Here is a 25436-nt window from a genome sequence, read left to right on the forward strand (position 1 = left end):
GATGACCGCGCGGACGAGTTGGCCGGGCGGCTGCGGGCCGTGGGAGAAATCCCGCGGTTCGAGGAAAGTCCGGACTTCACAGAGCAGGGTGATTGCTAACGGCAATCCGAGGTGACTCGCGGGACAGTGCCACAGAAAACAGACCGCCACCACTGAGTCTTTCGGGAATCAGCGGTGGTAAGGGTGAAACGGTGCGGTAAGAGCGCACCAGCGGACCGGGTGACCGGTCCGGCTCGGTAAACCCCACCCGAAGCAAGGCCAAAAGGCTGTGCTTGCACAGCTGCGGAAGTGTTCGAGGGCTGCTCGCCCGAGCTTCCGGGTAGGCCGCTTGAGGTACCCGGCGACGGTGTGCCCAGATGGATGGTCGCCGCTGCGCGGCCGCGGCAAGCCCGCGGCTGCGTGGAACAGGATCCGGCTTACAGGCCAACTCGTCCGCCTCCCGACCTGGATTAGTCTGGATTGGTGACGTTGAAGCGCTTGGTCGCCCGTGACCTCAGCTTCGACGGCATCCGTGCGGAGTTCGCGCTCCCCACCGAATTCGGTCCCGACGCGCAGCGCGACGCCGCCCGGGCCGTCGATCATCACCACGGGGAACGCATCGACCGCACCGATTTGGAGTTGGTCACCATCGACCCGCCCGGATCGCGCGATCTGGATCAGGCCGTACACCTGGAACGCACCGGCAGCGGTTACCTGCTGCACTACGCCATCGCCGACGTCGCCGCGCAGATCGAACCCGGCAGTGCCCTGGACGGCGAAGCCCGCACGCGCGGTGAGACCATCTATTTGCCCGACGGTTCGGTGCCGCTGCACCCCTTGGTGTTCTCCGAGGGATCGGCGAGCTTGTTGCCCAACGAGGTTCGGCCGGCCGCGCTATGGCGCATCGAAACCGATGGCGATACCAACCCGGTCAGCTGGAGCGTTCAGCGTGCCCAGGTGAAATCCATACGGCAGCTGACCTATCGGGAGGCCCAGGACGCGGCGGATGCCGGTGACCCGCATCCCTCGATCGCGGTGCTGCCTGAATTCGGGCGCAAGAGAAGAGATCTCGGGTTGGCCAGGGGAGCCATCGAGTTGAACCTGCCCGCGCAGGAAGTAGTGCGCGGCCCGAGTGGTGACTGGGAGCTCGGCATCGAGGCACGCACCGAAACCGACGGCTGGAACGCGCAGATATCGCTGCTCACCGGGATCTGCGCGGCGCAGATCATGCTCGACGGCGGCATCGGCATCCTCCGCACCCTGCCGCCCGCGGACGGCGATGTGCGCCGATGGATCCGTCGCACCGCCGATGCGCTGGGGCTGCCCTGGGCAAGTGATACCCCGATCGGCGCGCAGCTGGCCGCGCTGGACCCCTGCACTACAACAACATTGGCGATGATGACCCAGGCGACCACGCTCCTGCGGGGCGCTTCCTACTTGGTCTTCGACGGAGAACGCCCGGACGACCAGGTGGCGGGGCATGCGGGTATCGCCGCTCCCTACGCGCACGTGACCGCACCGCTGCGCCGGCTGGGCGACCGGTTCGCCACCGAAATCTGCCTGGCGCTGTCGGCGGGCACGCCGGTGCCGCAGTGGGCACGCGACGGCTTGGCAGGCGTCAGATCGTCGCTGCTGACCTCGAATGCGTTGGCCAACAAGGTGGAGCAGGCGTGTGTGGACCTCACCGAGGCCACCGTGCTTGCCCCACAGAAGGGTCAGACCTTCGATTCGGCAGTGCTACGGGGCGCCGAGAAGAAGCGAGCCGCCGAGGTTTTCGTGACAGATCCGCCGATTCTTGCCCGCTGCGAGGGCAATCCGCCTGAGGGGCAGCGCGCCAAACTTACGCTGCGTGAAGCGAATCCGGATACCCGGACCGTGCTGTTCGGCTTCCCGGCCGACGGCAGCTGACTACTTCTTGTGCCGCACGGCCTGACGGAGCGCCTTGAGTGTTGCCTCGACCTGGTGGCGTGCGGTCTCGGCGGCGTCGTGCTCACGCTGGTACAGCACCCCGTACGTGAAGGTGTCCTCGCCGGCGGTGTGCGCCTCGGCCGCCTGCGTGGCCAGGTACGCGCGACTTACCGTGCTGTCCTGATGCTCACCCAACAGCTCCTGGATGTCCTTGGCCGCTTGCGAGACTCGCTTGGCCCCCTCGGCGCTGGCCACATAGCGCAACCGCTTGGCCGACTTGCGGATCCGATGCAGGGCCTCATCGCGATACTCGCCCTCGGCGCGCGCAGCCGCCCGCGCCGCACGGCGCACCTTGCGGTACGCGGCATCAAGCGTTCCGCCCTCGTCCGAGTGGTGGGTGTCCGATGGCGGCCCGGCGGAAGCGACCAGCGCGTCCAGGGAATCGAGCAGCCGAAAGTAGCGATGACTGCGCATGGCCGCGAACGAGCGGCGTAACCCATTGTCGTAGTGCTGTCTGGCCGCATCCACCAGACGTTCGTGCACCGGGCCCCGGATGAGTGGTTCGGGAAGCTCGGTCAGCGCCGCGGCGTAGCGCTGCGCCAGCACCTCGGCATCACGCGCCCCCCCGAGGATGTTGGCCAGCAGACGGAGCTCGTCGAGTGGCTCGGTGTTCGTGTCCACGCCGAAGCGCTCCGGATTGGACTGCAACAGACTGCGGATCCGCCGAATCGTGACGCGCATCTGGTGCACCGAATCATCGGTATCCACCCTTACCGCGCGGTCCCAGCCGAGCAGCTGATCCAGCTGCTCCAGGAGGGCGCGTTGGATCGGATCCTTACCGGAGGGGCGTGCGCGCTCGGGCACATCAAGAACGCGAGCCAATTTGGAGCCGTGCCCGGCAGGGGCGGCCCCGGCGTCCAGCAGGCGAGCGGTGACCCGGTCGAACAGTGCGGTGTCGCCGAATGCCGATAGCTCCAGCTCCCATTCCCGCCAGCTCTGCACGGCGCCTTCCTCGCCGGAGTCCTGGCCGGTCAGCCGAGTGGCGGTCACCTGGTCATCGCAGAATTCGGCGAGCTGCTCACCCTCGGTGCCGATCAGCGTGGACAGAGTGCGCACAGTGCTGATGCGGGCCACCGGAGCCAGCACGTCCTCGCGCACCACCGCGAGCACGGTGTCCCGGAGCTCCTCCGGGACCACCAGGGAATCGGCTTCCTCGCCTTCGTCGAGGGGGAGTCGCAGCTCGGTTCGGGTGTCCGGCCCCGCGGGCAACTTCAGATGCCATCCCGCGTCCGTGCCGCCCGTGCGACGCCGCAACGTGATGCGCTGGTAGGCCAGCCGTTGATCGGGCGTGTCAAAGTACACCGCGTCCAATTCTTGCTGGGGTTGCTGCTCCACATGCGCGACAGCGGAAATCCCGTCGAATGATGGATTGATGGTCGCGTCGGTGACGTCGAACTTCCGCTCGACCTCGACGTGCTGAGATGGCATGAGGGGTGTGCCCTGACGGTCGAAGGGACGGGATGCTCGGCGTGCGCGGGCTTGGGCGAGTATGAGACACGGTGCCACATTCAGGTAAACAATGGTCACGACTTGTCACGGGGTAATCTAAGATTCTCTTAGGATTCTCATAAGGTTGGGGTATCGGATTGGGCAGCCGTATTCGTTTCGCACCGCGTGTGGTGCCGAGTGTTGGTGTTGTGTGGTCGGTATCGTCCCCTTATGGGGCGCCAGCCGTATCCACAGCTAGACCGAGGTCGACATGAAGTTACGTGTTGAGGAGTACTTGGACGGCAAAGGTGCGATCACCTTGCCAGACGGTTACACCGTCAACTACTACCTAGAACGTGCCGTGGCCGAGCTGGGCGACACCTTGGCGTACCGGTACCTGGACTTCAACGCCAACTCCGACGGCGAACCCAACGATCTCAACTGGACACAGCTTGGCCAGCGCTCTCAGGCAGTCGCGGCCCGTCTTCAGCAAGTCACCAAGCCCGGCGATCGGGTCGCGATCCTTGCCCCGCAGGGTATCGACTACGTAGTCGGTTTCTATGCCGCCATCGAGGCCGGGAACATCGCTGTTCCATTGTTTGCTCCGGAGCTTCCCGGCCACTCCGAACGACTCGATTCGGTGCTCACCGATGCGCAGCCGACCGTGGTCCTGACCAACAATGCCGCCGCCGAGTCTGTCAGCCGATTCGTCCGCGGCCTGCCCCGGGAACGGCGGCCCCGTGTGGTCGCCGTCGACAGCGTGCCCGATTCGGTGGCCGCCACCTACGTCAAGGTGACCCCGGATACCGACGACATCGCGTACCTGCAATACACCTCGGGATCCACTCGGGTGCCCGCCGGTGTCGAGATCACCCACCGCGCGGTGATGACCAACGTGCTGCAGATGATCATTTCGGTGGGTCTGGACGACGATATCCGCAGCGTCAGCTGGCTGCCGCTGTACCACGACATGGGTCTGCTGATGATCGTGTTCCCGCTGTGCGGCGGCCGGATCACCCTGATGTCTCCGGTGTCGTTCGTACGTAGGCCAGGGCGGTGGATCAAGGAACTTGCCGCCGAGGCGCACCTGGGCCGAACCTTCGCCGCCGCACCGAACTTCGCCTTCGAGCTGGCTGCCGAGCGTGGCCTGCCCAAGGACGGCGAGGAGCTCGACCTCAGCAATGTCGTGGGTCTGATCAATGGATCCGAGCCGGTCAGCATCTCCTCCATTCGCAAGTTCAATGGCGCTTTCGGGCCCTATGGGCTGCCGCCGACCACCATCAAGCCCTCCTACGGCATGGCCGAGGCGACGCTGTTCGTCTCCACCATCGATGCCGAGGCCGAGGCCTCGGTGGTGTATCTCGACCGTGCACAGCTCGGCGACGGGCGTGCCGTACGGGTCGGAGCCGACCACGAGAACGCGGTCCCGCAGGTGTCCTGCGGCAAGATTTCGCGCAGCCAGTGGGCGGTCATCGTCAACCCGAACGCGGACACCGAATTGCCCGACGGTGAAGTCGGCGAGATCTGGTTGCACGGCGACAACATCGGCCGCGGCTATTGGGGCAGGCCCAAGGAAACTGACTTCTCGTTCCGCAACAAGCTGCAGGCCCGGCTCGATCAAGGCAGCCATGCCGGAGGTACCGAGCCCGGTGCCACCTGGTTCCGCACCGGAGACCTGGGCGTCTACCTGGATGGTGAGCTCTTCATCACCGGAAGGGTCAAGGACCTGGTCATCATCGACGGCCGCAACCACTACCCGCAGGACATCGAGGCCACCGTCGAGGAGGCCTCACCCGCGGTGCGGCATGGTTTTGTGGCAGCCTTCTCGACGCCCGCGAGCGAGCTGCCGGCCGGCGTCGATCGTGGCAACGGCACGGGGGAGCGGTTGGTCATCGTGGCCGAGCGCGCTGCCGGCGCGGGCCGTGCCGAACCGGAACCCATCATCGATGCCATTCGCGCGGCCGTCTCGCGGCGGCATAACTTGCCTATCGCGGATGTGCAGCTGGTTCAGGCCGGTGCGATTCCGCGTACCACCAGCGGAAAGCTTGCACGCCGAGCCTGCCGCCAGGAATACCTGGACAACAAGCTCGGCGTGCGCGCCTGAGCTATCAGTAGCTGTGTTCGGGAGCGGGGAACACCCCGCGAGCCACCTCATCGGCATACTGCTCGGCGGCCTTGCGTAGCTCCGCGCCGACCTGACCGAACTGCTTGACGAACTTGGCGGTCTTGCCGCTGGTCATTCCGGCCATGTCCTGCCACACCAACACCTGGGCGTCGCATTCCCGCCCCGCGCCGATACCGACAGTGGGGATGGTGAGCTTGCCGGTGATCTGCGTCGCCAGGTCGGCGGGCACCATCTCCATCACCACGGCGATGGCTCCGGCCTCCTGGACCGCGATGGCATCGTGGATGAGCTGTGCGGCGGCATCGTCGCGCCCCTGAACTCGATACCCGCCAAGGCCGTTCACGCTCTGTGGGGTGAACCCGATGTGTGCCACCACCGGAATCCCGGCAGCGGTCAGCATGGCGATCTGATCGGCAACTCGTTCTCCGCCTTCGAGTTTGACGGCGTGCGTGCCGGCTTCCTTCATGAAGCGGGTGGCACTGGCGAGAGCCTGAGCGGCCCCGCCTTCGTACGAGCCGAACGGCAGGTCGGCGACCACCAGCGCCTCTGGTGCGCCGCGAACCACGCCGCGCACCAACGGAATCAGCTCGTCAATGGTGATCGGCACGGTGGTGTCATATCCGTAGACCACGTTCGCGGCCGAATCTCCGACCAGCAGAACGGGAATCCCGGCGTCGTTGAACACACGCGCGGTGGAGTAGTCGTACGCGGTAAGCATTGACCACTTGTGCCCCTCGGCCTTCCACTTCTGCAAGTGGTGCACGCGGGTCTTGGTGCGAGGCTTGGAGGAAGTCTCGGAAGCAGCGCCGTACAAAGCAGATTCGGACATCAGTGTCGCCTTCGTTTATCTCCTCAAGGCCCGTTCGGGTCCCTGGGTTACCAACGATGTTCAGTCTGCCACCGGGCGGCGATGAGATGAATATCCGAACGCGTGGACTTGGTCACACCTGGGTCGCCGCATTTGGGCACGGGGGGCTACCCGGCTCGCCTAGCATCTGCGGCATGCAGCGGCTTTCCGGACTTGACGCCAGTTTTCTCTATCTCGAAACACCCACCCAACCCATGCACGTGTGCGGGGTACTGGAATTAGACACCACAACCATTCCCGGTGGCTACTCGTTCGAGAAACTGCGGACCAAGCTGGTCGAGCGCGTCGAGGGAATCTCGTCCTTCACGGAGAAGCTCGCCGACAGCCGCCTGAACCTGGACCACCCGGTGTGGGTCGACGACGACGACTTCGACATCGACCGGCACCTGCATCACGTCGGGCTGCCCGCGCCCGGAGGCAAGGCCGAGATCGCCGACATGTGCGGACACATCGCCTCGCTGCCCTTGGATCGCGCCCGGCCGCTGTGGGAAATGTGGGTCATCGAGACAGGCGACACGAACCGCCTGGTGGTCATGACCAAGATGCATCACGCCTCGGTCGACGGTGTCACCGGCGCCAACCTGATGTCGGCGCTCTGTGGTGTGGAACCCGATGCCGAAGCACCCGAACCCGCCCCGGGTGTCGGCGGCGCCAACAGCCTGGAGATCGCCGTTACCGGAGCCCTCAAATGGGCCTCGCGGCCGCTGAAGTTCGCCAAGCTGCTGCCCTCGACTCTCGGAGTCATCCCGGCCTGGCTGGAACGCTCCAAGCGCGGCGAGGCCATGACGGCGCCGTTCTCGGCGCCGCGGACCTCGTTCAACTCCACCATCACCAGCCGCCGCAACGTCGGCTACGCCCAACTGGACCTGGAGGATGTTCGCGCGGTCAAGAACCGCTTCGGCGTCAAGGTCAACGATGTCGTGATGGCCATCTGCGCCGGCGCGCTGCGCAAGTACCTGGACGATCGCGGTGAGCTTCCGGAGAGCTCCTTGGTGGCCATGGTTCCGGTGTCGGTGCATGAGAAGTCCGATCGCCCGGGCCGTAATCAGGTGTCGGGAATGTTCTCCCGCCTGGAGACCAATATTGAAGATCCAGTGGACCGTCTGTTGGCCATCGCCGAGGCCAACAACATCGCGAAGGAACACACGGCCGTGTTGGGCGCGACGCTGCTGCAGGACTGGAGTCAGTTCGCGGCGCCCGCGGTGTTCGGCACCGCGATGCGGGTCTACTCGCGCATCCGGCTGGCCGACCGCCATCCGGTGATCCACAACCTGGTGGTCTCCAATGTGCCGGGACCCCAAGTGCCGCTGTACTTCTTAGGCGCCCAGGTCGTTGGGATGTACCCGCTGGGACCGATCTTCCACGGCGCCGCGCTCACCGTCACGGTGATGTCGCTGGACGGCAAACTCAACGTGGGCCTGATCTCCTGCCCCGATCTGATGCCCGATCTGTCCACGCTGACCGACGATTTCGGCGTGGCGCTCCAGGAGCTGAAGGCCCGGATCTAGTCTCTTCTGGCACCATGGCTGAATGATGTTTCGTGGTCGGCGGGTTGCTGCCGTATTGGCTCTTGCCTCGGTGGTAGCCGTCGTCTCTGGTTGTGTGCGGTCAGTTGAAGGTCAGGCGACGGCGGCGCGACCGTCGGAAACCGCCCTCAGTTGGGGGGACTGTGACGGCTTCACGCCGGAAAACACGACGGTGCCCGCGAGCACGGTGTGCTCGGAGCTCGAGGTGCCTGTCGACTACGCCAAACCCGACGGCGCCAAGGCGCGCCTGGCGATCATCAAGTACCCGGCAAAGGGCAACAAGATCGGGTCGCTGCTGATGAACCCCGGCGGGCCGGGCCAATCGGGCATCGAGGCCGCGACCGCCATCGTCAAGCAGGTGCCCAAGGAGATCCGCGACAGCTTCGACTTCATCGGATTCGACCCGCGTGGTGTGGGATCGTCCACCCCGGCCGTCGAATGCAACTCGGACCAAGACGTGGACCGCTTGCGCGCGCAGAACGACACCGACTACAGCCCCGAGGGTGTCGCCCGCATGGAGCAGGACTCCAAGGACTTCGTGAAGCGCTGCGTCGACAAGGTGGGGCTGGAGTTCCTCGCCAATGTCGGCACCGTGAACGTGGCCAAGGATATGGATCGGCTTCGTGCCGCACTCGGTGACGACAAGCTGACCTACCTGGGCTACTCGTACGGCACCCGGATCGGCACCACGTACGCCGAGCAGTTCCCCCAAAATGTGCGGGCCCTCATCCTCGATGGGGTGATCGACCCCAATGCCGATCCCACCCAGGCCGATATCGACCAGATCGCTGGATTCCAAAAGGCTTTCGACAACTATGCGGCCGACTGCGCCAAGAGCCCGAGCTGCCCGCTGGGTACCGATCCCGCGCAGGCGACCGCGCGTTATCGGGCCATGATCGATCCGTTGGTCGAGCATCCGGCCAAGACCAAGGACGGCCGCGGCCTGTCCCACGGTGATGCCATCATCGGCACCATCATGGTGATGTACTCGCCCACGCTGTGGGAGGCGTTCACCAAGGCGCTACGCCAGCTCAGCGAGGGATCGGGTGACATCCTGCAGTTGCTCGCCGACGCGTACATGAAGCGCGACGAAGAGGGGCATTACAGCCACGCGCAGGACGCGCAGACCGCCATCAACTGTGTGGACGAACCGCCACAGACGGACCGCGCCAAGACCGTTGAGAAGGACCGGCGCATCCGTGAGGTGGCCCCGTTCCAGGACTTCGGCGCATTCACCGGCAATGCGCCGCTGGGGGTGTGCGCGTTCTGGCCGGTACCGCCGACGAGCAAGCCGCACCCCATCAACGTGCCTGGCCTGCCCAAGTTGCTGGTGGTGTCCACCACCTTTGATCCGGCGACCCCGTACCAGGCGGGCGTTGAGCTGGCCAAACAGCTCGGCGGCGGCCTGCTTACCTACGAGGGGACCAAGCACACCATCGTGTTCGACGGGAATCAGTGCGTCGACAAAGCGGCGGAGACATATCTCATCAAGGTCACGACTCCGGCCGAAGGCGCCCGCTGCTGATCCCTTTTGGCATCCGACATGGCACGATGTGGCCCATGATGCGGATGCGCCGAGCGTTGCCGGTGATTCTTTTGATGTTCTCGGCGGCCCTTCCTGCCATCCCTGCGGCCGCCGCGCCGCTGCCGGCACCGAGCCCGTCGTTGCAGGCGTTCTACGACCAGAAGGTCACCTGGGGCAGTTGCGACGGCTTCGTCGGTGACACCAGCCGCATCCCGACGGCCCGGTGCGCCAAGGTGAAGGTGCCCGTCAGCTACGACAAGCTGATGGGTGCGGTGGCAGAGCTCGCCGTCCTCAAGGTGCCCGCCACCGGCAAGCGCATCGGCGCACTGCTGGTCAACCCGGGCGGGCCCGGGGGATCGGGCGTGGACCTCGCGGCCGGTATGGGCGCCAAGCTCGGCGACAGCGCGGTCGGGCAGAGCTTCGACATCGTCGGGTTCGATCCGCGCGGTGTCGGCGGCTCGACCCCGACCCTGCGGTGCCGCACCGACGCCCAGTTCGACGCCTTCCGTAAGGAGCCTCTAGCCGACTACAGCCAGGCCGGGGTCGCCCACATCGAGGACGTGTACCGCCAGTACGTCAACGACTGCGCTAGCCGGATGGGGCTGGACTTCCTTGCCAATGCCGGAACCGCCTCGGCGGCAAGGGATATGGATATCGTCAGAGCGGCAGTCGGCGACAACAAGCTGAACTACCTGGGTTACTCCTACGGCACCGAACTCGGCACCCAGTACGCCGAGTACTTCCCGCAGAATGTGCGCACGATGGTCCTGGACGGCGCGATTGACCCGACCATCGATCCGGTGGAATCCAACGTCCGGCAGATGACCGGCTTCCAGGTGGCGTTCAACGACTACGCGGCCGACTGCGCCAAGGACCCCAAGTGCCCATTGGGCACCGACCCGTCGCAGGCCGTGAAGCGTTTCCACCAACTGATCGATCCGTTGGTCGCCAAGCCCGCGAAGACCAACGACCCGCGTGGCCTGGGCTACCAGGATGCCATCACCGGCACCATCCAGGCGATGTACACACCCCGGTACTGGAAGTACCTGACCTCCGGGTTGGCCGGCTTGGTCGATGGCAGCGGACCCGACGACCTGCTGTGGCTGGCCGACCAGTACCAGGAGCGCGACGACCAGGGGCACTACGACAACCTGCAGGACGCCTTCAATTCGATTCGATGCGTCGACGGGCCGACCCCGCGGGACTCCGCCCCCTGGGTGGTCGCCGACAAACGACTGCGCGAGCAGGCGCCGTTCTCGAGCTATGGCACGTTCACCGGATACGCCCCGCGCGATTTGTGCGCCTTCTGGCCGGTGGCGCCGACGTCGGCACCGCACACCCCGTCGACTCCCGGACTGCCGCCGGTGGTGGTCATCTCCACGACCCACGACCCGGCAACCCCCTATGAGGCGGGTGTGGCGCTGGCGCAGCAATTGAACGGATCGCTCATCAGCTACGAGGGCACCCAGCACACCGTCGCGTTCAACGGAGAGGCATGTGTCGACGAGGCGGTTACGCGTTACTTCGTCGACGGCACCGTGCCTCCCCGGGACGTGCGGTGCTGAGCATCCGTGCCCGTGTACGCCGGATGTAATAGCCTCTGACCATGGATCGTCAGAAGGAATTCGTGCTGCGCACGCTGGAAGAACGCGATATCCGTTTTGTCCGGCTGTGGTTCACCGATGTGCTCGGCTACCTCAAGAGCGTGTCCATCGCGCCGGCCGAACTCGAAGGCGCCTTCGAGGAGGGCATCGGCTTCGACGGATCCTCCATCGAGGGCTTCGCCCGTGTCTCCGAATCGGACACCGTCGCCCACCCCGACCCGTCGACATTCCAGGTGCTGCCCTGGACCACCAGTGCCGGCAAGCACCACTCCGCGCGCATGTTCTGCGATATCAAGCTGCCGGACGGATCGCCGTCCTGGTCGGATCCGCGGCATGTGCTGCGTCGCCAGCTCGCCAAGGCAAGCGATTTGGGCTTCTCCTGCTACGTGCACCCGGAGATCGAGTTCTTCCTGCTGAAGAACTTGCCCGACGACGGTTCGGCGCCAATCCCGGCCGATGACGCGGGGTACTTCGACCAGGCCGTGCACGAGGCGGCACCGAACTTCCGTCGGCACGCCATCGATGCGCTCGAATCCATGGGCATCTCCGTGGAATTCAGCCACCACGAGGGCGCGCCCGGCCAGCAGGAGATCGACCTGCGCTACGCCGACGCCCTTTCCATGGCGGACAACGTGATGACCTTCCGCAATGTGGTCAAGGAAGTGGCAATCATCGACGGCGTGCATGCCACGTTCATGCCCAAGCCGTACAGCGAGCACCCCGGTAGTGCGATGCACACCCACATGAGCCTGTTCGAGGGCGATACCAACGCATTCCACAACCCCGACGACCCGCTGCAGCTCTCCAGCGTCGGTAAGTCGTTCATCGCGGGAATCCTGGAGCACGCCAACGAGATCAGCGCTGTCACCAACCAGTGGGTGAACTCCTACAAGCGCCTGGTGCACGGCGGCGAGGCGCCGACGGCGGCATCGTGGGGCGCGGCCAACCGCTCGGCGCTGGTGCGGGTTCCGATGTACACGCCCAACAAGTCGTCCTCGCGCCGCATCGAGGTGCGCAGCCCCGACTCGGCCTGCAATCCCTATCTGACGTACGCGGTGCTGCTGGCCGCCGGATTGCGCGGCGTGGAGCAGGGATACACGCTGGGGCCCGAGGCCGAGGACGATGTGTGGCAGCTGACTGCCGCGGAGCGTCAGGCCATGGGTTACAAGGAGCTGCCCAGCACGCTGGAGAATGCGCTCATCGCCATGGAGCGTTCCGAGCTGGTCGCCGAAGCCCTGGGAGAGCATGTCTTCGACTTCTTCCTCCGGAACAAGCGGGCCGAGTGGGCGCGCTACCGCAGCAATGTGACCCCGTTCGAGCTGCGGGCCTACTTGGGTCTCTGATGAGCCGTTCGCGCGAAGAACATTGGGTCTGAGGTGACTCGAGCCTCCACCGAGCGTTCGAAGGTTCCCAGTGTCGGGAGGCTGGGGCTTGTCGATGCGCGGGCCGCGTCGCTGCTCGAAGAGCTGGGTTGGACCACCGAGGCGCACGTCCCGCTGTTGTGGTCGTTGTCGAGGTCGCCCGATGCGGACGCCGCGCTGCTCACCCTGATCCGGCTGCACGAGGAGATGGACGCCGACTGGGCGGCGCTGGATCGGGAGCTGAGCGCGGACACTGCCCTGCGTGGGCGGCTGTTGTCGGTGATCGGGTCTTCGTTGGCACTCGGCGATCACCTGGTAGCGCATCCGGACCGATGGCAGCTGCTGGTCGGGGATATTGAGCTTGAGTCCAAAGAGGCTCTGCAAGAACGATTCTTGACGGCCGTCGGCGCAGTCGGGGGACGCGCCTCGGTATCCGAGGGCACTGCGATCTCGGCGTTGCGTGACGCCTATCGGGACCGGCTGCTGGTGCTCGCCGCACTCGATCTTGCGGCCACCGTCGAGAACGAGCCGGTGTTGCCGTTCCCGCTGGTGGGCCAACACCTGTCCGATCTGGCCGATGCCGCGCTGACGGCGGCACTGGCCGTCGCGGTGTCGCTGGTGGTGCCGGACGGGCAGGACCCGCCCCGGCTCGCCGTCATCGCGATGGGCAAATGCGGTGCGCGCGAACTCAACTACGTCAGCGATGTCGACGTCATCTTCGTGGCCGAGGAGGCCGATTCACTGACCACCCGCGTCGCCGGGGAGATGATGCGCATCGGCTCAAGCACCTTCTTCGAGGTGGACGCGGCTCTGCGCCCGGAGGGTAAAGCCGGGGCACTGGTGCGCACCCTGGATTCTCATGTGGCCTACTACCGGCGCTGGGCCAAGACCTGGGAGTTCCAGGCGCTACTCAAGGCGCGGCCCGCCGTCGGCGATCCCGAGCTGGGCAAGGCGTATATGGACGCACTCATGCCTATGGTGTGGACCGCTTGCGAGCGTGAGGATTTCGTCTCCGAAGTGCAGGCCATGCGCCGCCGGGTGGAATCGCTGGTGCCGGCAGACCTGCGCGAGCGTGAGATCAAACTGGGCACCGGCGGGCTGCGTGACGTCGAATTCGCGGTGCAGCTGCTGCAGCTGGTGCACGGCCGAGTGGATGAGTCGCTGCACGTCGCCTCGACCATCGATGCCCTGGCCGCACTGAGCGCGGGCGGCTATATCGGGCGCGACGACAGTGCGAATCTGACTGCCTCCTATGAGTTCTTGCGGCTACTGGAACACCGACTGCAGCTGCAGCGGCTCAAGCGCACCCACACCCTGCCCGCACCGGAGGACACCGAGGCGATGCGCTGGCTGGCCCGGGCCGCCCACGTGCGCCCCGACGGGCAGAACGACGCGCTAGGGGTGCTGCGCGCCGAGATCAAGCGGCAGGCGGTGCGGGTGTCTCGCCTGCACACCAAGCTGTTCTACCAACCGCTGCTGGAATCGGTCACCGAGTTCGACAAGGAAGCGCTGGGGCTGTCCAACGAGGCGGCGGTGCGTCAGCTCGCGGCCCTGGGTTACCAGCAGCCTCAGCACGCGCTGAGCCACCTGTCCGCGCTGACCAAGGAGGGCGGGCGCCGCGGACGCATCCAGACAATCCTGCTGCCAACGCTTTTGGATTGGCTGGCAGACACTCCCGATCCTGATGCCGGACTGTTGGCCTATCGCCGGGTGAGCGAGGCGCTGGTCGACCAGACGTGGTACCTGCGCACGCTGCGTGACGAGGGCGCGGTGGCCAAGCGCCTCATGCAGATCCTGGGAACCTCCGCCTATGTGCCGGACCTCATCATGCGCGCGCCCGAGGTCATCCAGCTGTACGCCGACGGGCCTAATGGCCCCAAACTTCTTGAGGCAGAACCTGTCTCGGTGGCGGGAGCGCTCATTGCGTCCTCGGCGCGGCATGCGGATCCGGAGCGTGCGATCGGGGCGGCACGATCGTTGCGGCGCCGGGAGTTGGCGCGGGTGGCCTCGGCAGATCTGTTGGGTCTGCTGGACGTGGTCGATGTCTGTGGCGCGCTGACCTCGGTGTGGGTGGCGGTGCTGCAGGCGGCCCTGGACGCCCTGATCAAGGGGAATGTTCCCGAGGGCGAAGAGGCTCCCGCGAGCATCGCCGTCATCGGGATGGGCCGGCTGGGCGGCGGCGAGCTGGGCTATGGATCCGATGCCGACGTGCTGTACGTGTGCGAGGCGCGCGATGGTGCCAGTGACGACGAGGCCGTCCGTTGGTCGGCGACGATCGCGGAGAATCTGGGCAAGCTGCTCGGTGCCCCGAGCACCGATCCGCCGCTACAGGTCGATACCGGGCTGCGTCCGGAGGGGCGCAATGGGCCGATGGTGCGCACCCTGGCGGCCTACGAGACCTATTACGCGCAGTGGGCGCAGCCGTGGGAGGTGCAGGCACTGCTGCGCGCGCACAGCGTCGCCGGAGATGCCGACCTGGGTCTGCGGTTTCTGCACCTGATCGACAAGACGCGATACCCGGCCGGTGGTATCGCCCTGGATGCGGTGCGCGAGATCCGCCGGATCAAGGCGCGGGTGGATGCCGAGCGGCTGCCCCGCGGCGCCGACCCGAATACCAACACCAAGCTGGGACGCGGCGGGCTGGCCGACGTGGAGTGGACCGTGCAGCTGCTGCAGCTGCGCTACGCCCACGAACATCCGTCCCTGCACAGCACCTCGACCCTGCAGACGCTGCACGCCGCGGCGGAGGCCGGGCTCATCGAGGCCGAGGATGCCGAGCTGCTGCGCCAGGCATGGCTGACTGCCACCAACGCGCGTAACGCGCTGGTGCTGGCGCGCGGCAAGCCCACCGACCAATTGCCCGGCCCCGGGCGGCTGCTCAACACCGTGGCCGCGGCCGCGGGCTGGCCGGACACCGACGGTGGCGAGTTTCTGGACAACTATTTGCGGGTGACCAGGCGCGCGAAAGCGGTCGTACAGCGCGTCTTTGGGGAGTAGCTTCTTGCGGATCACGATCCCATTCCGCGGATCTCAGTCCGGCAAGGAGCGGCCATGAAGTACACATCGATCGTCGTGGGTCTTGGTGTTGTCGCCGGTGCTCTCGGTATGGCGGCGCCCGCCGCGGCGAAGCCGGGCGACTGCACCGTCTCCGAGGAGGCGCGGCTCGATGTGGTGGAGGCGACCAAGCGCGCGGAGTATCTGGAACGCCATCCCGACGTCAACGCGGGGATCAGCGATGCCCTCAAGAACACCCCCGGCGACGGGGGCGCCAAGCATGAGGCCGTGCAGGCGTATCTCACGGCGAATCCGGCGGCCAGGGCGGACTTGGACGCGATCCGTCAGCCCGTCCAGGACTTCAAGAACCGCTGCTGGCCCGACGGCTAGGGCTCGACGAACCTCACGAATGTAATTTTCGCCGCGCTTCTCATGGTTTCTTAACGTTCAGGCCATGACCGTCCAACCAACGCTCGATAGCGTCCCGGACGAGCCGGCACGTCGTCGGCTGTAACGCTGAACAAGGAGTACTCCATGAAGTTCACCTCTGCTGTACTCAGCGGTGTCGTTGGTGCCGGTGCGGTCGCCAGCGCCCTAGCCTTCGCGGGTGCCGCTGGCGCGGCCCCCGGCCAGTGCACTGCTGCCGAGTTCGCCCGGACCCACTCGACGGTGTCGAGCCAGGTCGCGAGCTACCTAGACAAGAACCCGACGATCAACGACGGCATCACCAAGGCCGCCAAGGGCGCGCCCGAGGGCGAGCGCCGTGAAGCCATCAAGACCTACCTCGATGGTCAGCCCGCCGCCAAGGCCGAGCTCGAGAAGATCCGTCAGCCGCTGACGGGCCTGAAGAACAGCTGTGGCGCGGACACCGATGACGCGGCCCCGGCCGCTCCCGCCGGACTGGTGGGCCAGCCCGCTGCGCCTGCTACCGAGAACGCCCCCGCTGACCAGCCGCAGCAGCCGTGGAACCCCTTCGCGCCGCAGCAGCAGCCGGCTCAGGAAGTCGCGGAAACCGCCAACACGCAGCAGGCCGCGCCGGCCAAGCCGGCATCGCCTGCCGTCACCGCGGTGGTCGATCAGCAGGACGCCTAACAACACTTAGACGGGCGGCCTAGCCTTAGGCAGCAATGACTCAGGAAACTCCCGCCCGTTACAAGGTGTTGATGGTCGACGACGACCCGGACGTTCGGAACTCGGTAGCCCGCGGGCTACGTCATTCGGGTTTCGACGTCCGGGTCGCCGTCGATGGCCGTGATGCGCTTACCCAGCTCGCGGCTGACGAACCCGACGCTCTGGTGCTCGATGTGCAGATGCCCGAGCTGGACGGGGTGGCGGTGGTTACCGCACTGCGGGCCCTGGGTAACGACATCCCCATCTGCGTCCTCAGCGCGCGGGACACTGTCAACGACCGGATCGCTGGCCTGGAGGCCGGTGCCGACGACTATCTGACGAAGCCCTTCGATCTCGGCGAGCTGGTGGCGCGCCTGCGCGCGCTCCTGCGACGTCGCGGCGCCGGTGGCGGTGGCCTGGCCGCCTCCGCTATCACCGTCGGACAGATCACCGTGGACGTATCGCGAAGGCTGGTCTTCGCCGCCGGAGAACGCGTCGAGTTGAGTAAGCGCGAGTTCGATCTACTGGTGGTGCTGGCCGAAAACACCGGTGTGGTGCTCAGTCGCTCCCGGCTGCTGGAACTGGTGTGGGGGTATGACTTTGATGTCGAGACCAATGTCGCCGACGTCTTTGTGAGCTATCTGCGTCGCAAACTGGAAACCGGAGGGGCACCGCGTGTCATCCACACCGTCAGAGGTGTGGGGTACGTGATGAGGGAAGAGCCGTGAAACGCTCACTCTCCCTGCGCACCAGGGTCGCGGTAGCGGCCTTCCTGGCTGCCGGCCTGGTTGTTGCCCTCATCGGCATCGTTGCTGGTATTGCCTTGGTGCGCAACGATACTCGTCAGCTCGACCGACGTCTCGACATGCTGACAGATGCGGTGCAGGCCACCACCCGTCACGGCGAAACCACGTTTGTGCTGACCGTACGGGACACCACAAGCGGTGGGCTGGTGATCTTCCGGGGCGTTGAGCTACCGCAGCTGCCGTTGGGGACACGGAATGTGACTGTCGGCGGGGTGAACTACCGGGTGCGGACTATCGAGAACCCGGAAGAACAGACGGTGATTTCGCTGGGAACGCGGTCGGACACCGTGTTGGTCAACCACCGTGGAATTCCGGCGTTCATCGCCCTTGGTGTGCTCTCGATGCTGCTGGCCGGCGGCTTTGCATGGTTGTTCGCCGGACGGGCGGTGCGACCGCTGCGTCAGCTCACCGAGCAGACCAGGCAGCTCGACACCGACGGCCTGCAGGTCGCCGCGGTGCGCGGTGCCCGGGAGTCCGAAGAACTTGGCGACGCCATGGCCGCCATGCTGGGCCGGGTCTCGGCGGCGCAGTCCGAAACCACCAAATCGCTTCTGGCGGCGCGTGATTTCGCCGCCAGTGCCGCCCATGAGCTACGCACCCCGCTGACCGCGATGCGCGCGGACCTGGATACCTTGCGCGCACATGACCTCTCGCATGAAGAACGTACCGAGGTGATTGGCGACCTGCAGCGCGCGCAACGACGTGTCGAGGCCACCATTACGGCATTGGGTCAACTGGCCTCGGGAGACCTCGCCCGGCGTGAGGACCGCGAGCTGGTGGACATTGCCGACCTGCTGGACCGGGTGGCAGCGGATGCGTTGATGCACCGTGCCGCCACACCGGAGATCACCGTCAACTCCGACGACTGTGGCGTGGTGCTGGGCTGGCCCGACGGGCTGCGGCTGGCCGTCGACAACCTGGTGCGCAACGCCATCAACCATGGCGACGCCAAACACGTTGTGCTTTCCGCTAATCGGGCCGATGGCAGGCTGGTCATCGAGGTCGACGACGACGGCACCGGCCTACCCGAGGCGGATCGGGAACGGGTGCTCGGGCGGTTTGAACGTGGACCCGGCGCCAAGCCCGGCGGGCTGGGGCTGGGCCTGGCGCTTGTCGCGCAGCAGGCCGCGTTGCACGGGGGAGACGTGGTGCTGTCGGCAAGCCCGCTGGGCGGCCTGCGGGCGACGCTGACGCTTGTGGCCGAATAGAACTGACGACTAGTTCTTGCGGGATCCGTACTTGTCGAGCCATGCGCGGGCTTCCCCGGGCAGGTTCCCGGAAGCCTCGGCGGTCTTGCACCAACGGCGCACCATTGTGACCATGTTGGCGGGGTTGTAGGCGTCCTCCTGTTGCGACCACAGTCCGTCTCCGGCGTAGTGCAGCACGGTCAGGTTCGGCTCGCCCCAATGCTGGCCGTCACCGGGATCGCTCATCACATTGTCGATTTCGCAGACCACCCAACCCTTTTCGGGGTCGAAGACGGTCCAGGTGGCGGGCAGGCTGGGCATGTGGTTACCCGGGAACGCGCCCATGACCGCGGTGATGTACTGCCGGATGGCCTCCTTGCCGTGCAGGCGACCCACCACGTGCTCGATGTAGAGGGCGTCCTCGGTGTACATCTCGGCGTAGGGATTCCAGTCGCCGGTTTCGATGCAGCGATGGACGGTGGCCTGGTGTTGCGCGAACGCTTCCTCGAGTTCGGCGCGGCTAAACGATGGCATGGCTAAGAGAGTGCCATAAGGTACCGTCCCTGAGGTGCGAGGACGGAGCGCCGTGGGGGCATTGGGTTGGCTGCTGACCATCGTCGCGATGCTGGCCATCGCATCCCGGTGGGTGCGGTCGAGCTGGTCGCCCCTGATCGGCCTGACCGCCGGCTGGCCCGTCACGTGTCTGCTGATGATCCTGGGGTTGTTGCTGTTCCTCGCGGTACGGCAGTGGTGGGGTGTGTTGACGGCGACCGTGGTGATCGCGTTGCAGGTGCTTGCCATCGCACCGCTGTACCTGCCCGACAGTCATCCGCGGGGAACGACCGTCACGGTGCTGCAGACCAACCTGCGTTTCGGTGCCGGTGATGCCGGGGCAGTGGTGGCAGCGATTCACGAGCACGACGTGGGCGTGGTGACCGTTGACGAGCTCACACCGGAAGCCCGAACGAAACTCGTTGCCGCGGGAATTGATTCGGTGCTTCCGTATTCGTACACCATCGCCGAACCGAAGGCCGCGGGCACCGGAATCTGGAGCCGATATCCGTTGACCCCGGTGCATCAGGACGACCAGAGCTTTGCCATGAGGCAGATCTGGGCGGAGGCCGAGATACCCGGGGTGGGGCCGGTCATGCTCATCGCGGTGCACACCCGCCCGCCGGAGAAGGACATGAGTTCACCGGGCTGGCTCACCGAGTTGGACGCCCTTGACCGTCAGTTGCAGGCATTGCGTCCGGATGTGAAAGTGATTGTCGGCGGCGACTTTAACGCGACCTACGACCATTTCGTGTTCCGGCAGATCCTCACGGGCGGTTTCGCCGATGCGGTGGATCAGGCCGGGGCCGGTTGGCTGCCGACGTGGCGCGAAGGGCGCTGGTACACCAGGCTGATTGGGATCGACCACGTACTGACCCGCGGGGCGGCCGCCACCTCGGTGAGCACCCAGGAGATCTATGGCACCGACCACCGGGCGCTCATCGCCACGGTGGTGGTGCCTAGCTCTTCTTGAGCGCCGCGTCGATCGAGAGCGATCCGCCGCCGGTAAACACCAAGAGGAAAAAGCCCCAGGAGAACAGGGCCGCCAGCTCGCCATTGTTCTCAATGGGAAGCAATCCGGCGGACTGGTGCTGGGTGAAGTAGGCGACCGCCATCGTGCCCGACGCGATGAAGGCCGCTATCCGGGTTCCGGCGCCGAACAGAATCGCGACGCCGGTGAGGAACTCGACGGCACCTGCCCACCATCCCAATGACCACGACTCGACCGGCGGCATCGAAGCCAGGTCGGGCCAGCGGAACAGGATGGCGGTGCCGTGGACGGTGAAGAGGAATCCGAAAACGATCCGGAACAACGACAGCGCAACGGGCGTGGCGCCGTCGAGCTTGGCGACTGAGCTGGAGGTGCTGGAGGAGGCCATGGCCAGGATGCTAAACCAATTCGCGCGTAACGACTTAGCGCTTAGCGCGGGTAATGAATCGGTCGAGGGACAGCGACCCACCCCCGGTGAACACGAGCAGCAGGAAGATCCAGCTGTAGAGAGCGGCGCCCTCGCCATTGTTCTGGATCGGCAACAGTCCCTCGGGCTGGTGGTAGGTGAAGTAGGCGACTGCCATCGCACCCGATGACACGAACGCGGCCAACCTGGTACCGAGGCCGAGGATGATTGCCGCTCCACCAACGAATTCGATGACGCCGGCCCACCAGGGCAGAGCCCCGACGGGCTGCAGGTATGAGGCGAGCGGCCAACCGAATAGATGAGAGGTGCCGTGCAGGAAGAACAGGAACCCGACCACGATCCGGAATGCCGACAGGGCAACCGGGGTCAGGCCGGTGAGCTTGTTTTCGATATCAGCGAGAGCCATGCGTCTAACAATAGGACCATAGTCCGCTTTATTCCTGTCTACTTGCCGGCGACCGCGTTCACCAGCGTCTCTGCCGCCAGAAGGCCGCTCCTCGAGCTATCCCGTGCCGCACAAATGACAAGGCCCCCGGGAAGATCCCGGGGGCCTTGACGATGTGCGGATTACACGGCTCTACACATCAAAGTAGAGGGCTACCTCGTACGGGTGAGGACGGATGTTGATCGGCTCGATCTCGTTCTCGCGCTTGAACGCGATCCAGGTCTCGATCAGATCGGAGGTGAAAACGCCACCCTCGGTGAGGTACTCGTGATCCTTCTCAAGGTTGTCGATCACGGTGGCCAGGTTGGTCGGGGCCTGCGGAATGTTGGCGGCCTCCTCAGGAGGCAGCTCGTACAGGTCCTTGTCGACGGGCGCCAGCGGCTCGATCTTGTTCTTGATGCCGTCGATACCGGCCATCAGCATGGCCGCGAACGCCAGGTACGGGTTACCCGAGCTGTCCGGGCAGCGGAACTCGAGGCGCTTGGCCTTCGGGTTGTTACCGGTGATCGGGATGCGCACGCACGCCGACCGGTTGCGCTGGCTGTAGACCAGGTTGATCGGGGCCTCGTAGCCCGGCACCAGCCGCTTGTAGGAGTTCACCGTCGGGTTGGTGAACGCCAGCAGTGACGGGGCGTGGTGCAGGATGCCGCCGATGTAGTGGCGGGCCACATCCGAGAGCCCGGCGTACCCGGCCTCATCGTGGAACAGCGGCTTGCCGTCCTTCCACAGGGACATGTGGGCGTGCATGCCCGATCCGTTGTCACCGAACAGCGGCTTGGGCATGAAGGTGACGGTCTTGCCATTGGCCCATGCGGTGTTCTTGATGATGTATTTGAACAACAGCACGTCGTCGGCCGCGGCCAGCAGCGTGTTGAACTTGTAGTTGATCTCGGCCTGCCCGCCGGTGCCCACCTCGTGGTGACCGCGCTCCAGAGTGAATCCGGAGTTGATCAGGTTGGTGGTCATCTCGTCGCGCAGGTCGACGAAGTGGTCGTACGGGGCCACGGGGAAGTAGCCACCCTTGGGGCGCACCTTGTAGCCGCGGTTCGGGCTGCCGTCCTCCTCGTAAGGCTCGCCGGTGTTCCACCAGCCGGCCTCCGAGTCGATCTCGTAGAAGGTGCCGTTGATCTTCGAGTCGAAGCTGACCGAGTCGAAGATGTAGAACTCGGCCTCGGCGCCGAAGTAACAGGTGTCGGCGATACCGGTGCTGGTGAGGTACTGCTCGGCCTTGCGGGCCACGTTGCGCGGGTCACGCGAGTAGGCCTCGCGGGTGAACGGGTCATGCACGAAGAAGTTGACGTTCAGCGTCTTTGCGGCGCGGAACGGGTCGATCTTGGCCGTCGAGATATCGGGCAGCAGGAGCATGTCGGATTCGTGGATCGACTGGAATCCGCGAACCGAGGACCCGTCGAAGCCGAGACCGTCTTCGAAGACGCTGGCATCGAAAGCAGATGCGGGGATGGAGAAGTGCTGCACGACGCCCGGCAGGTCACAGAACCTGACGTCCACGTACTCGACCTTCTCGTCGGCAATGAACTTGAATACCTCGTCGGGGCTACTGAACGCCATGCTTCTCCTTGTTTTTTCCTCTTGGGTCCACTGAAACCATGACCGCGCGACTGAACCTATGAAGCTGGTGTTGCCCGCCGGTCAACCATATGTTGCGCGGATGTTACGCGTAACCATGAATTGGTTGGCCTTTACGCTGTGAGTATGGCGCGAGACCTGGGTTCATGGTTGTCGGGGCTTGGTTCGGTGCAGGGCGCGGGCAACTCTCGGTATCCCGGAGAGCAGCTCGGCCTGCCCGAGATCGGTCCCGGATCAGCGGCACCGATGGCGCGGCGGCTGCTGGCACTGCTACTCGACTGGCTCATCGCCGGCGGTCTGGCCTTGCTGTTCGTCAAGGGAAATCTCCTGTCGCCCACGTTGTCCTCGGCGCAGCTGCTGACCTGGCTCGTCATCGGTGTGGTGGCGGTGCGGCTGTGGCGATTTACCCCCGGCCAGTACCTGGCGGGCGTACAGATAGCGCCCGCCGATGGAACGAACTCGGTGGGCATCGGCCGCGCGTTTGTCAGGAATCTGCTGATCGCGGTGATCGTGCCGCCGCTCATCACCGATGTTGACGGTCGCGGTCTGCACGACCGGGTGACCCGCACCGTCGTGATTCGTGTGCGATGAGCCGCTTGCGCGAAGAGCGTAGGCAGCGCTAGATGGTTCTGCTCGCCGTCTGTTTGGCGGTGTTCATGCTGCTGCTCGACATGACGATTGTGTCGAGTGCGCTGGCGGACCTGCAGGTGTCGTTGGGGGCCGACCTTGCCGATCTGCAGTGGGTGATCGATGCCTACGCGCTGCCGATGGCTGGACTGCTGCTCACCGCCGCCACCCTGGGCGATCGCCTGGGCCGTCGACGGCTCTACCTGCTGGGCATGGTGCTGTTCACCGCGGCCTCGCTGGGCTGCGCGTTGTCGAGCAGTGCGCCCATGCTGATCGGAGTGCGTGCGGTCCAGGGCATCGGCGGGGCGATCCTGCTGGCGGTATCGCTGCCGATCATCGCCGCGGCGTACCCGCAGGAGCGCCGTGGTGCCCCTATCGCGATCTACGGCGCGGTGATGGGTGCGGGCAGCGCCGCCGGTCCGCTGCTGGGCGGGTTCCTCGTCACACACTTCGGATGGCCGTCAATTTTCCTGGTCAACCTGCCGGTGGGTGTGATCGCGCTGGTGATCGCCGTGCGCCACCTGCCGGAGACCCGCGGAGACGCGCTGCGACCCGTCGACTGGGTGGGCACGATGCTGCTCACCTTCGGGCTGATTGTGGGTGTCTTCTCGGTGATCTCCCTGCACGACGGGGGGATTGGCGCCACAACATCGGGCTCATTGGCGGTTGGCGCCGTACTGGCTCTGGTGCTGTTCTTCTGGTGGGAGAGCCGTGCGCCTGCGCCCATGCTGAGCCTGCGGCTGGTCGCCTCGCCCGGTTTCGCCGGGGTGTGGGTGGCCGCGGCCGCGGCGTCCGGCACGCTCATCGCGGCCACCAATTATTTGGCGTTGTACTTCATGAATACCCTGGGTTACAACGCTTTTGAGACCGGTCTGCGTGCTGGCCCGCTGACGCTCGCGACCATTGTGGGGGCACCGTTGGGGATTCTGGTGGGCAGGAGGCTGCCCACCATGGTCACCATCCCCGGCGGTGTGGCGCTGGTGGCGGTTGGATTATGGGCCGCGACGGGAGCCCACGCCGATACGGTCTGGACCCACTTCATTGTCGGCTCCACGCTGGCCGGGCTGGGGCTGGGAGCGCTCTCGGCGATGACATCCGATGCTGCACTGCGGTTTGTGCCGTTGGACGACGCCGGGATGGCGACCGGGTCAGTGAGCACGGGCCGTCAGATCGGCATCCTTCTGGGCGTAGCTGGCATGGGTGTGGCATTCGGGCATGCCGCCGCCGGTCAGACCGGGGCCCGGGCCGCCGGAGCCGCGGGCATCGACAGTGTGCTGTCGCTGGGGGCGCTTGCGGCGGCCTGCGCGGCGCTCGTTTCGCTGATTCTGCTCGCTGTGGCTACGATGAGTCGCTCGCACGATCCGGCCACCGGAGAGTCGCTAGCTATCTAGCCATCGGTGATCGCGCCTGCCTGTACGGATGCCCACGGGTATTTGTGCATTGCGGTGGTGAGCCGTAGACAGAGGGAGTAGCTTTCGATCATGGAGAGCGCGGCGGTTCTCATCGCAGCGCCCGGTGTCGGTTCCGATCGGGGGACGGACGCGAACCCGCGGCCGCGGTACAGCATTGTCCTGTCGTCTGATCCGGCTGAAGTTGAAGCCGCACAACGGCTTCGGTATCAGGCGTTCGCCGACGAAATGGGTGCGCCATTGCCGCACGCCGTTCGTGGGCCGATCACGGGCGAGATGATCGATGTGGACAAGCTGGATCCTTATTGCGATCACCTACTGGCGCGCGACGAGGACACCGGAGCCATCATCGGCTGTTGCCGGCTGCTCCCGCCCGAGGGATACCAGGCGGCGGGGGAGACGTTTACCGACTCGATGTTCGACGCGTCGGCGCTTGACCCCCTGCGGCCCAAACTGGTTGAAATCGGCAGGGTTACCGTCGCGCCCGAACATCGCAACGGTGCCGTCATGGGGATCTTGTGGGCCGGGATTTTCCGTTACCAGCAGATGACCGAGCACCAGTACGCGATTGGCTGTCTGTCGGTCCGGATGGAGGGCGGCGGGCCGCGGGGATCGTTGGTGCGCTCGGTGCATGATTTCGCGCAACGGTTCGCCGCCCCCGGCGAGTATCGGGTTGTACCCAGAAATCCGGTCGTTGTCGACGGCGTGCCGCTGGAGGAGATCGCGCCCCAGGAAAAGGCGAAGATCCCACCGCTGCTGCACGGATGCCTGCGCATCGGCGGACGTATCTGCGGACCGCCTTCCTTCGATCCCGAGTTCGACATGGCGGACTTCTTGGTATTGGTCACCAAGGAAACTGCACGGCAACGTTATTTGGAGCGTCTGGAGCGGTCCCTTGCCCTCGGATAGCCATGCTT

General features: G+C 65.6%; 21 protein-coding genes and 1 other RNA gene. 16 read left to right on the forward strand and 6 right to left on the reverse strand.

Annotated features, from left to right (window positions below; all coding sequences use genetic code 11):
• The first annotated feature begins 14 nt into the window (after nt 1-14).
• Both rnpB and DSM43276_RS08580 read left to right on the forward strand, forming a co-directional pair.
• Nucleotides 15-435, forward strand: an RNA gene (gene rnpB, locus DSM43276_RS08575) — RNase P RNA component class A.
• A gap of 27 nt (nt 436-462) precedes the next feature.
• Nucleotides 463-1887 (forward strand): RNB domain-containing ribonuclease, encoded by a 1425-nt coding sequence (locus DSM43276_RS08580; protein WP_078329262.1) that lies wholly within the window; start codon nt 463-465, stop codon nt 1885-1887.
• Here the strand turns inward: DSM43276_RS08580 and DSM43276_RS08585 are convergent, their stop codons facing one another.
• Complete coding sequence (locus DSM43276_RS08585) at nt 1888-3375, reverse strand: CYTH and CHAD domain-containing protein (RefSeq protein ID WP_078329261.1); 1488 nt, start codon at nt 3373-3375, stop codon at nt 1888-1890.
• A 271-nt stretch (nt 3376-3646) separates the two neighbouring features.
• Here DSM43276_RS08585 and DSM43276_RS08590 point away from each other — a divergent pair, with 271 nt between their 5' ends.
• Nucleotides 3647-5479 carry a fatty acyl-AMP ligase gene (locus tag DSM43276_RS08590; RefSeq protein WP_078329260.1) on the forward strand — a complete coding sequence of 611 codons (1833 nt, stop codon included), beginning with the start codon at nt 3647-3649 and terminating at the stop codon, nt 5477-5479.
• A gap of 4 nt (nt 5480-5483) precedes the next feature.
• On the opposite strand, the gene panB is transcribed toward DSM43276_RS08590, so the two are convergent.
• Nucleotides 5484-6329 carry a 3-methyl-2-oxobutanoate hydroxymethyltransferase gene (gene panB, locus DSM43276_RS08595; RefSeq protein WP_078329259.1) on the reverse strand — a complete coding sequence of 282 codons (846 nt, stop codon included), beginning with the start codon at nt 6327-6329 and terminating at the stop codon, nt 5484-5486.
• Between the two features lie 173 nt (nt 6330-6502).
• Between panB and DSM43276_RS08600 the strand changes: the two genes are divergently transcribed.
• The 9 genes from DSM43276_RS08600 to DSM43276_RS08640 all read left to right on the forward strand — a co-directional run bounded on the left by DSM43276_RS08600 (nt 6503) and on the right by DSM43276_RS08640 (nt 18502).
• Nucleotides 6503-7876 carry a WS/DGAT/MGAT family O-acyltransferase gene (locus tag DSM43276_RS08600; RefSeq protein WP_078329258.1) on the forward strand — a complete coding sequence of 458 codons (1374 nt, stop codon included), beginning with the start codon at nt 6503-6505 and terminating at the stop codon, nt 7874-7876.
• 25 nt (nt 7877-7901) lie between these two features.
• Entirely contained in the window at nt 7902-9419 is a 1518-nt protein-coding gene (locus tag DSM43276_RS08605; protein ID WP_169053097.1) for an alpha/beta hydrolase, read from the forward strand.
• Nucleotides 9420-9454: 35 nt separating this feature from the next.
• Nucleotides 9455-10984, forward strand: coding sequence for an alpha/beta hydrolase (locus DSM43276_RS08610; protein ID WP_078329256.1), 1530 nt, complete (start codon nt 9455-9457; stop codon nt 10982-10984).
• A 41-nt stretch (nt 10985-11025) separates the two neighbouring features.
• The gene (gene glnA, locus DSM43276_RS08615) at nt 11026-12366 is read left to right on the forward strand and encodes a type I glutamate--ammonia ligase (protein WP_078329255.1); all 1341 of its coding nucleotides are present in this window, start codon (nt 11026-11028) and stop codon (nt 12364-12366) included.
• A 33-nt stretch (nt 12367-12399) separates the two neighbouring features.
• A complete protein-coding gene (locus tag DSM43276_RS08620; RefSeq protein ID WP_078329254.1) occupies nt 12400-15381 on the forward strand; it encodes a bifunctional [glutamine synthetase] adenylyltransferase/[glutamine synthetase]-adenylyl-L-tyrosine phosphorylase in 2982 nt (993 codons plus the stop codon).
• Between the two features lie 54 nt (nt 15382-15435).
• The gene (locus DSM43276_RS08625; protein WP_078329253.1) at nt 15436-15768 is read left to right on the forward strand and encodes a hemophore-related protein; all 333 of its coding nucleotides are present in this window, start codon (nt 15436-15438) and stop codon (nt 15766-15768) included.
• Nucleotides 15769-15912: 144 nt separating this feature from the next.
• Nucleotides 15913-16470 carry a hemophore-related protein gene (locus DSM43276_RS08630; RefSeq protein WP_078329252.1) on the forward strand — a complete coding sequence of 186 codons (558 nt, stop codon included), beginning with the start codon at nt 15913-15915 and terminating at the stop codon, nt 16468-16470.
• A gap of 35 nt (nt 16471-16505) precedes the next feature.
• The gene (locus DSM43276_RS08635) at nt 16506-17216 is read left to right on the forward strand and encodes a response regulator transcription factor (RefSeq protein ID WP_078326486.1); all 711 of its coding nucleotides are present in this window, start codon (nt 16506-16508) and stop codon (nt 17214-17216) included.
• Nucleotides 17213-18502 carry a sensor histidine kinase gene (locus tag DSM43276_RS08640; RefSeq protein WP_078329251.1) on the forward strand — a complete coding sequence of 430 codons (1290 nt, stop codon included), beginning with the start codon at nt 17213-17215 and terminating at the stop codon, nt 18500-18502. The genes DSM43276_RS08635 and DSM43276_RS08640 overlap by 4 nt, the downstream gene beginning before the upstream one ends.
• A 9-nt stretch (nt 18503-18511) precedes the next feature.
• On the opposite strand, the gene DSM43276_RS08645 is transcribed toward DSM43276_RS08640, so the two are convergent.
• Nucleotides 18512-19015 (reverse strand): nuclear transport factor 2 family protein, encoded by a 504-nt coding sequence (locus tag DSM43276_RS08645; protein ID WP_078329250.1) that lies wholly within the window; start codon nt 19013-19015, stop codon nt 18512-18514.
• Between the two features lie 52 nt (nt 19016-19067).
• On the opposite strand from DSM43276_RS08645, the gene DSM43276_RS08650 reads away from it, so the two are divergent.
• On the forward strand, nt 19068-20006 hold the full coding sequence (locus tag DSM43276_RS08650; RefSeq protein ID WP_078329249.1) for an endonuclease/exonuclease/phosphatase family protein: 939 nt from the start codon (nt 19068-19070) through the stop codon (nt 20004-20006).
• Here the strand turns inward: DSM43276_RS08650 and DSM43276_RS08655 are convergent.
• The 3 genes from DSM43276_RS08655 to glnA (DSM43276_RS08665) form a co-directional block, all read right to left on the reverse strand.
• Nucleotides 19993-20412, reverse strand: a complete 420-nt coding sequence (locus DSM43276_RS08655) for a DoxX family protein (RefSeq protein ID WP_078329248.1) — start codon at nt 20410-20412, stop codon at nt 19993-19995. The two genes, DSM43276_RS08650 and DSM43276_RS08655, sit on opposite strands and share 14 nt — an antisense overlap.
• A gap of 34 nt (nt 20413-20446) precedes the next feature.
• The gene (locus DSM43276_RS08660; RefSeq protein ID WP_078329247.1) at nt 20447-20857 is read right to left on the reverse strand and encodes a DoxX family protein; all 411 of its coding nucleotides are present in this window, start codon (nt 20855-20857) and stop codon (nt 20447-20449) included.
• A 171-nt stretch (nt 20858-21028) separates the two neighbouring features.
• Nucleotides 21029-22465 (reverse strand): type I glutamate--ammonia ligase, encoded by a 1437-nt coding sequence (gene glnA, locus DSM43276_RS08665; protein ID WP_078301401.1) that lies wholly within the window; start codon nt 22463-22465, stop codon nt 21029-21031.
• Between the two features lie 144 nt (nt 22466-22609).
• On the opposite strand from glnA (DSM43276_RS08665), the gene DSM43276_RS08670 reads away from it, so the two are divergent.
• From DSM43276_RS08670 to DSM43276_RS08680, 3 genes are all read left to right on the forward strand, one after another.
• Complete coding sequence (locus DSM43276_RS08670) at nt 22610-23074, forward strand: RDD family protein (RefSeq protein WP_078329246.1); 465 nt, start codon at nt 22610-22612, stop codon at nt 23072-23074.
• Nucleotides 23075-23106: 32 nt separating this feature from the next.
• Complete coding sequence (locus DSM43276_RS08675) at nt 23107-24501, forward strand: MFS transporter (protein ID WP_078329245.1); 1395 nt, start codon at nt 23107-23109, stop codon at nt 24499-24501.
• Nucleotides 24502-24591: 90 nt separating this feature from the next.
• Entirely contained in the window at nt 24592-25428 is an 837-nt protein-coding gene (locus tag DSM43276_RS08680; protein ID WP_078329244.1) for a GNAT family N-acetyltransferase, read from the forward strand.
• The last annotated feature ends 8 nt before the right edge of the window (nt 25429-25436 follow it).

This window comes from Mycobacteroides salmoniphilum, from assembly GCF_004924335.1.
Lineage (GTDB): Bacteria > Actinomycetota > Actinomycetes > Mycobacteriales > Mycobacteriaceae > Mycobacterium > Mycobacterium salmoniphilum.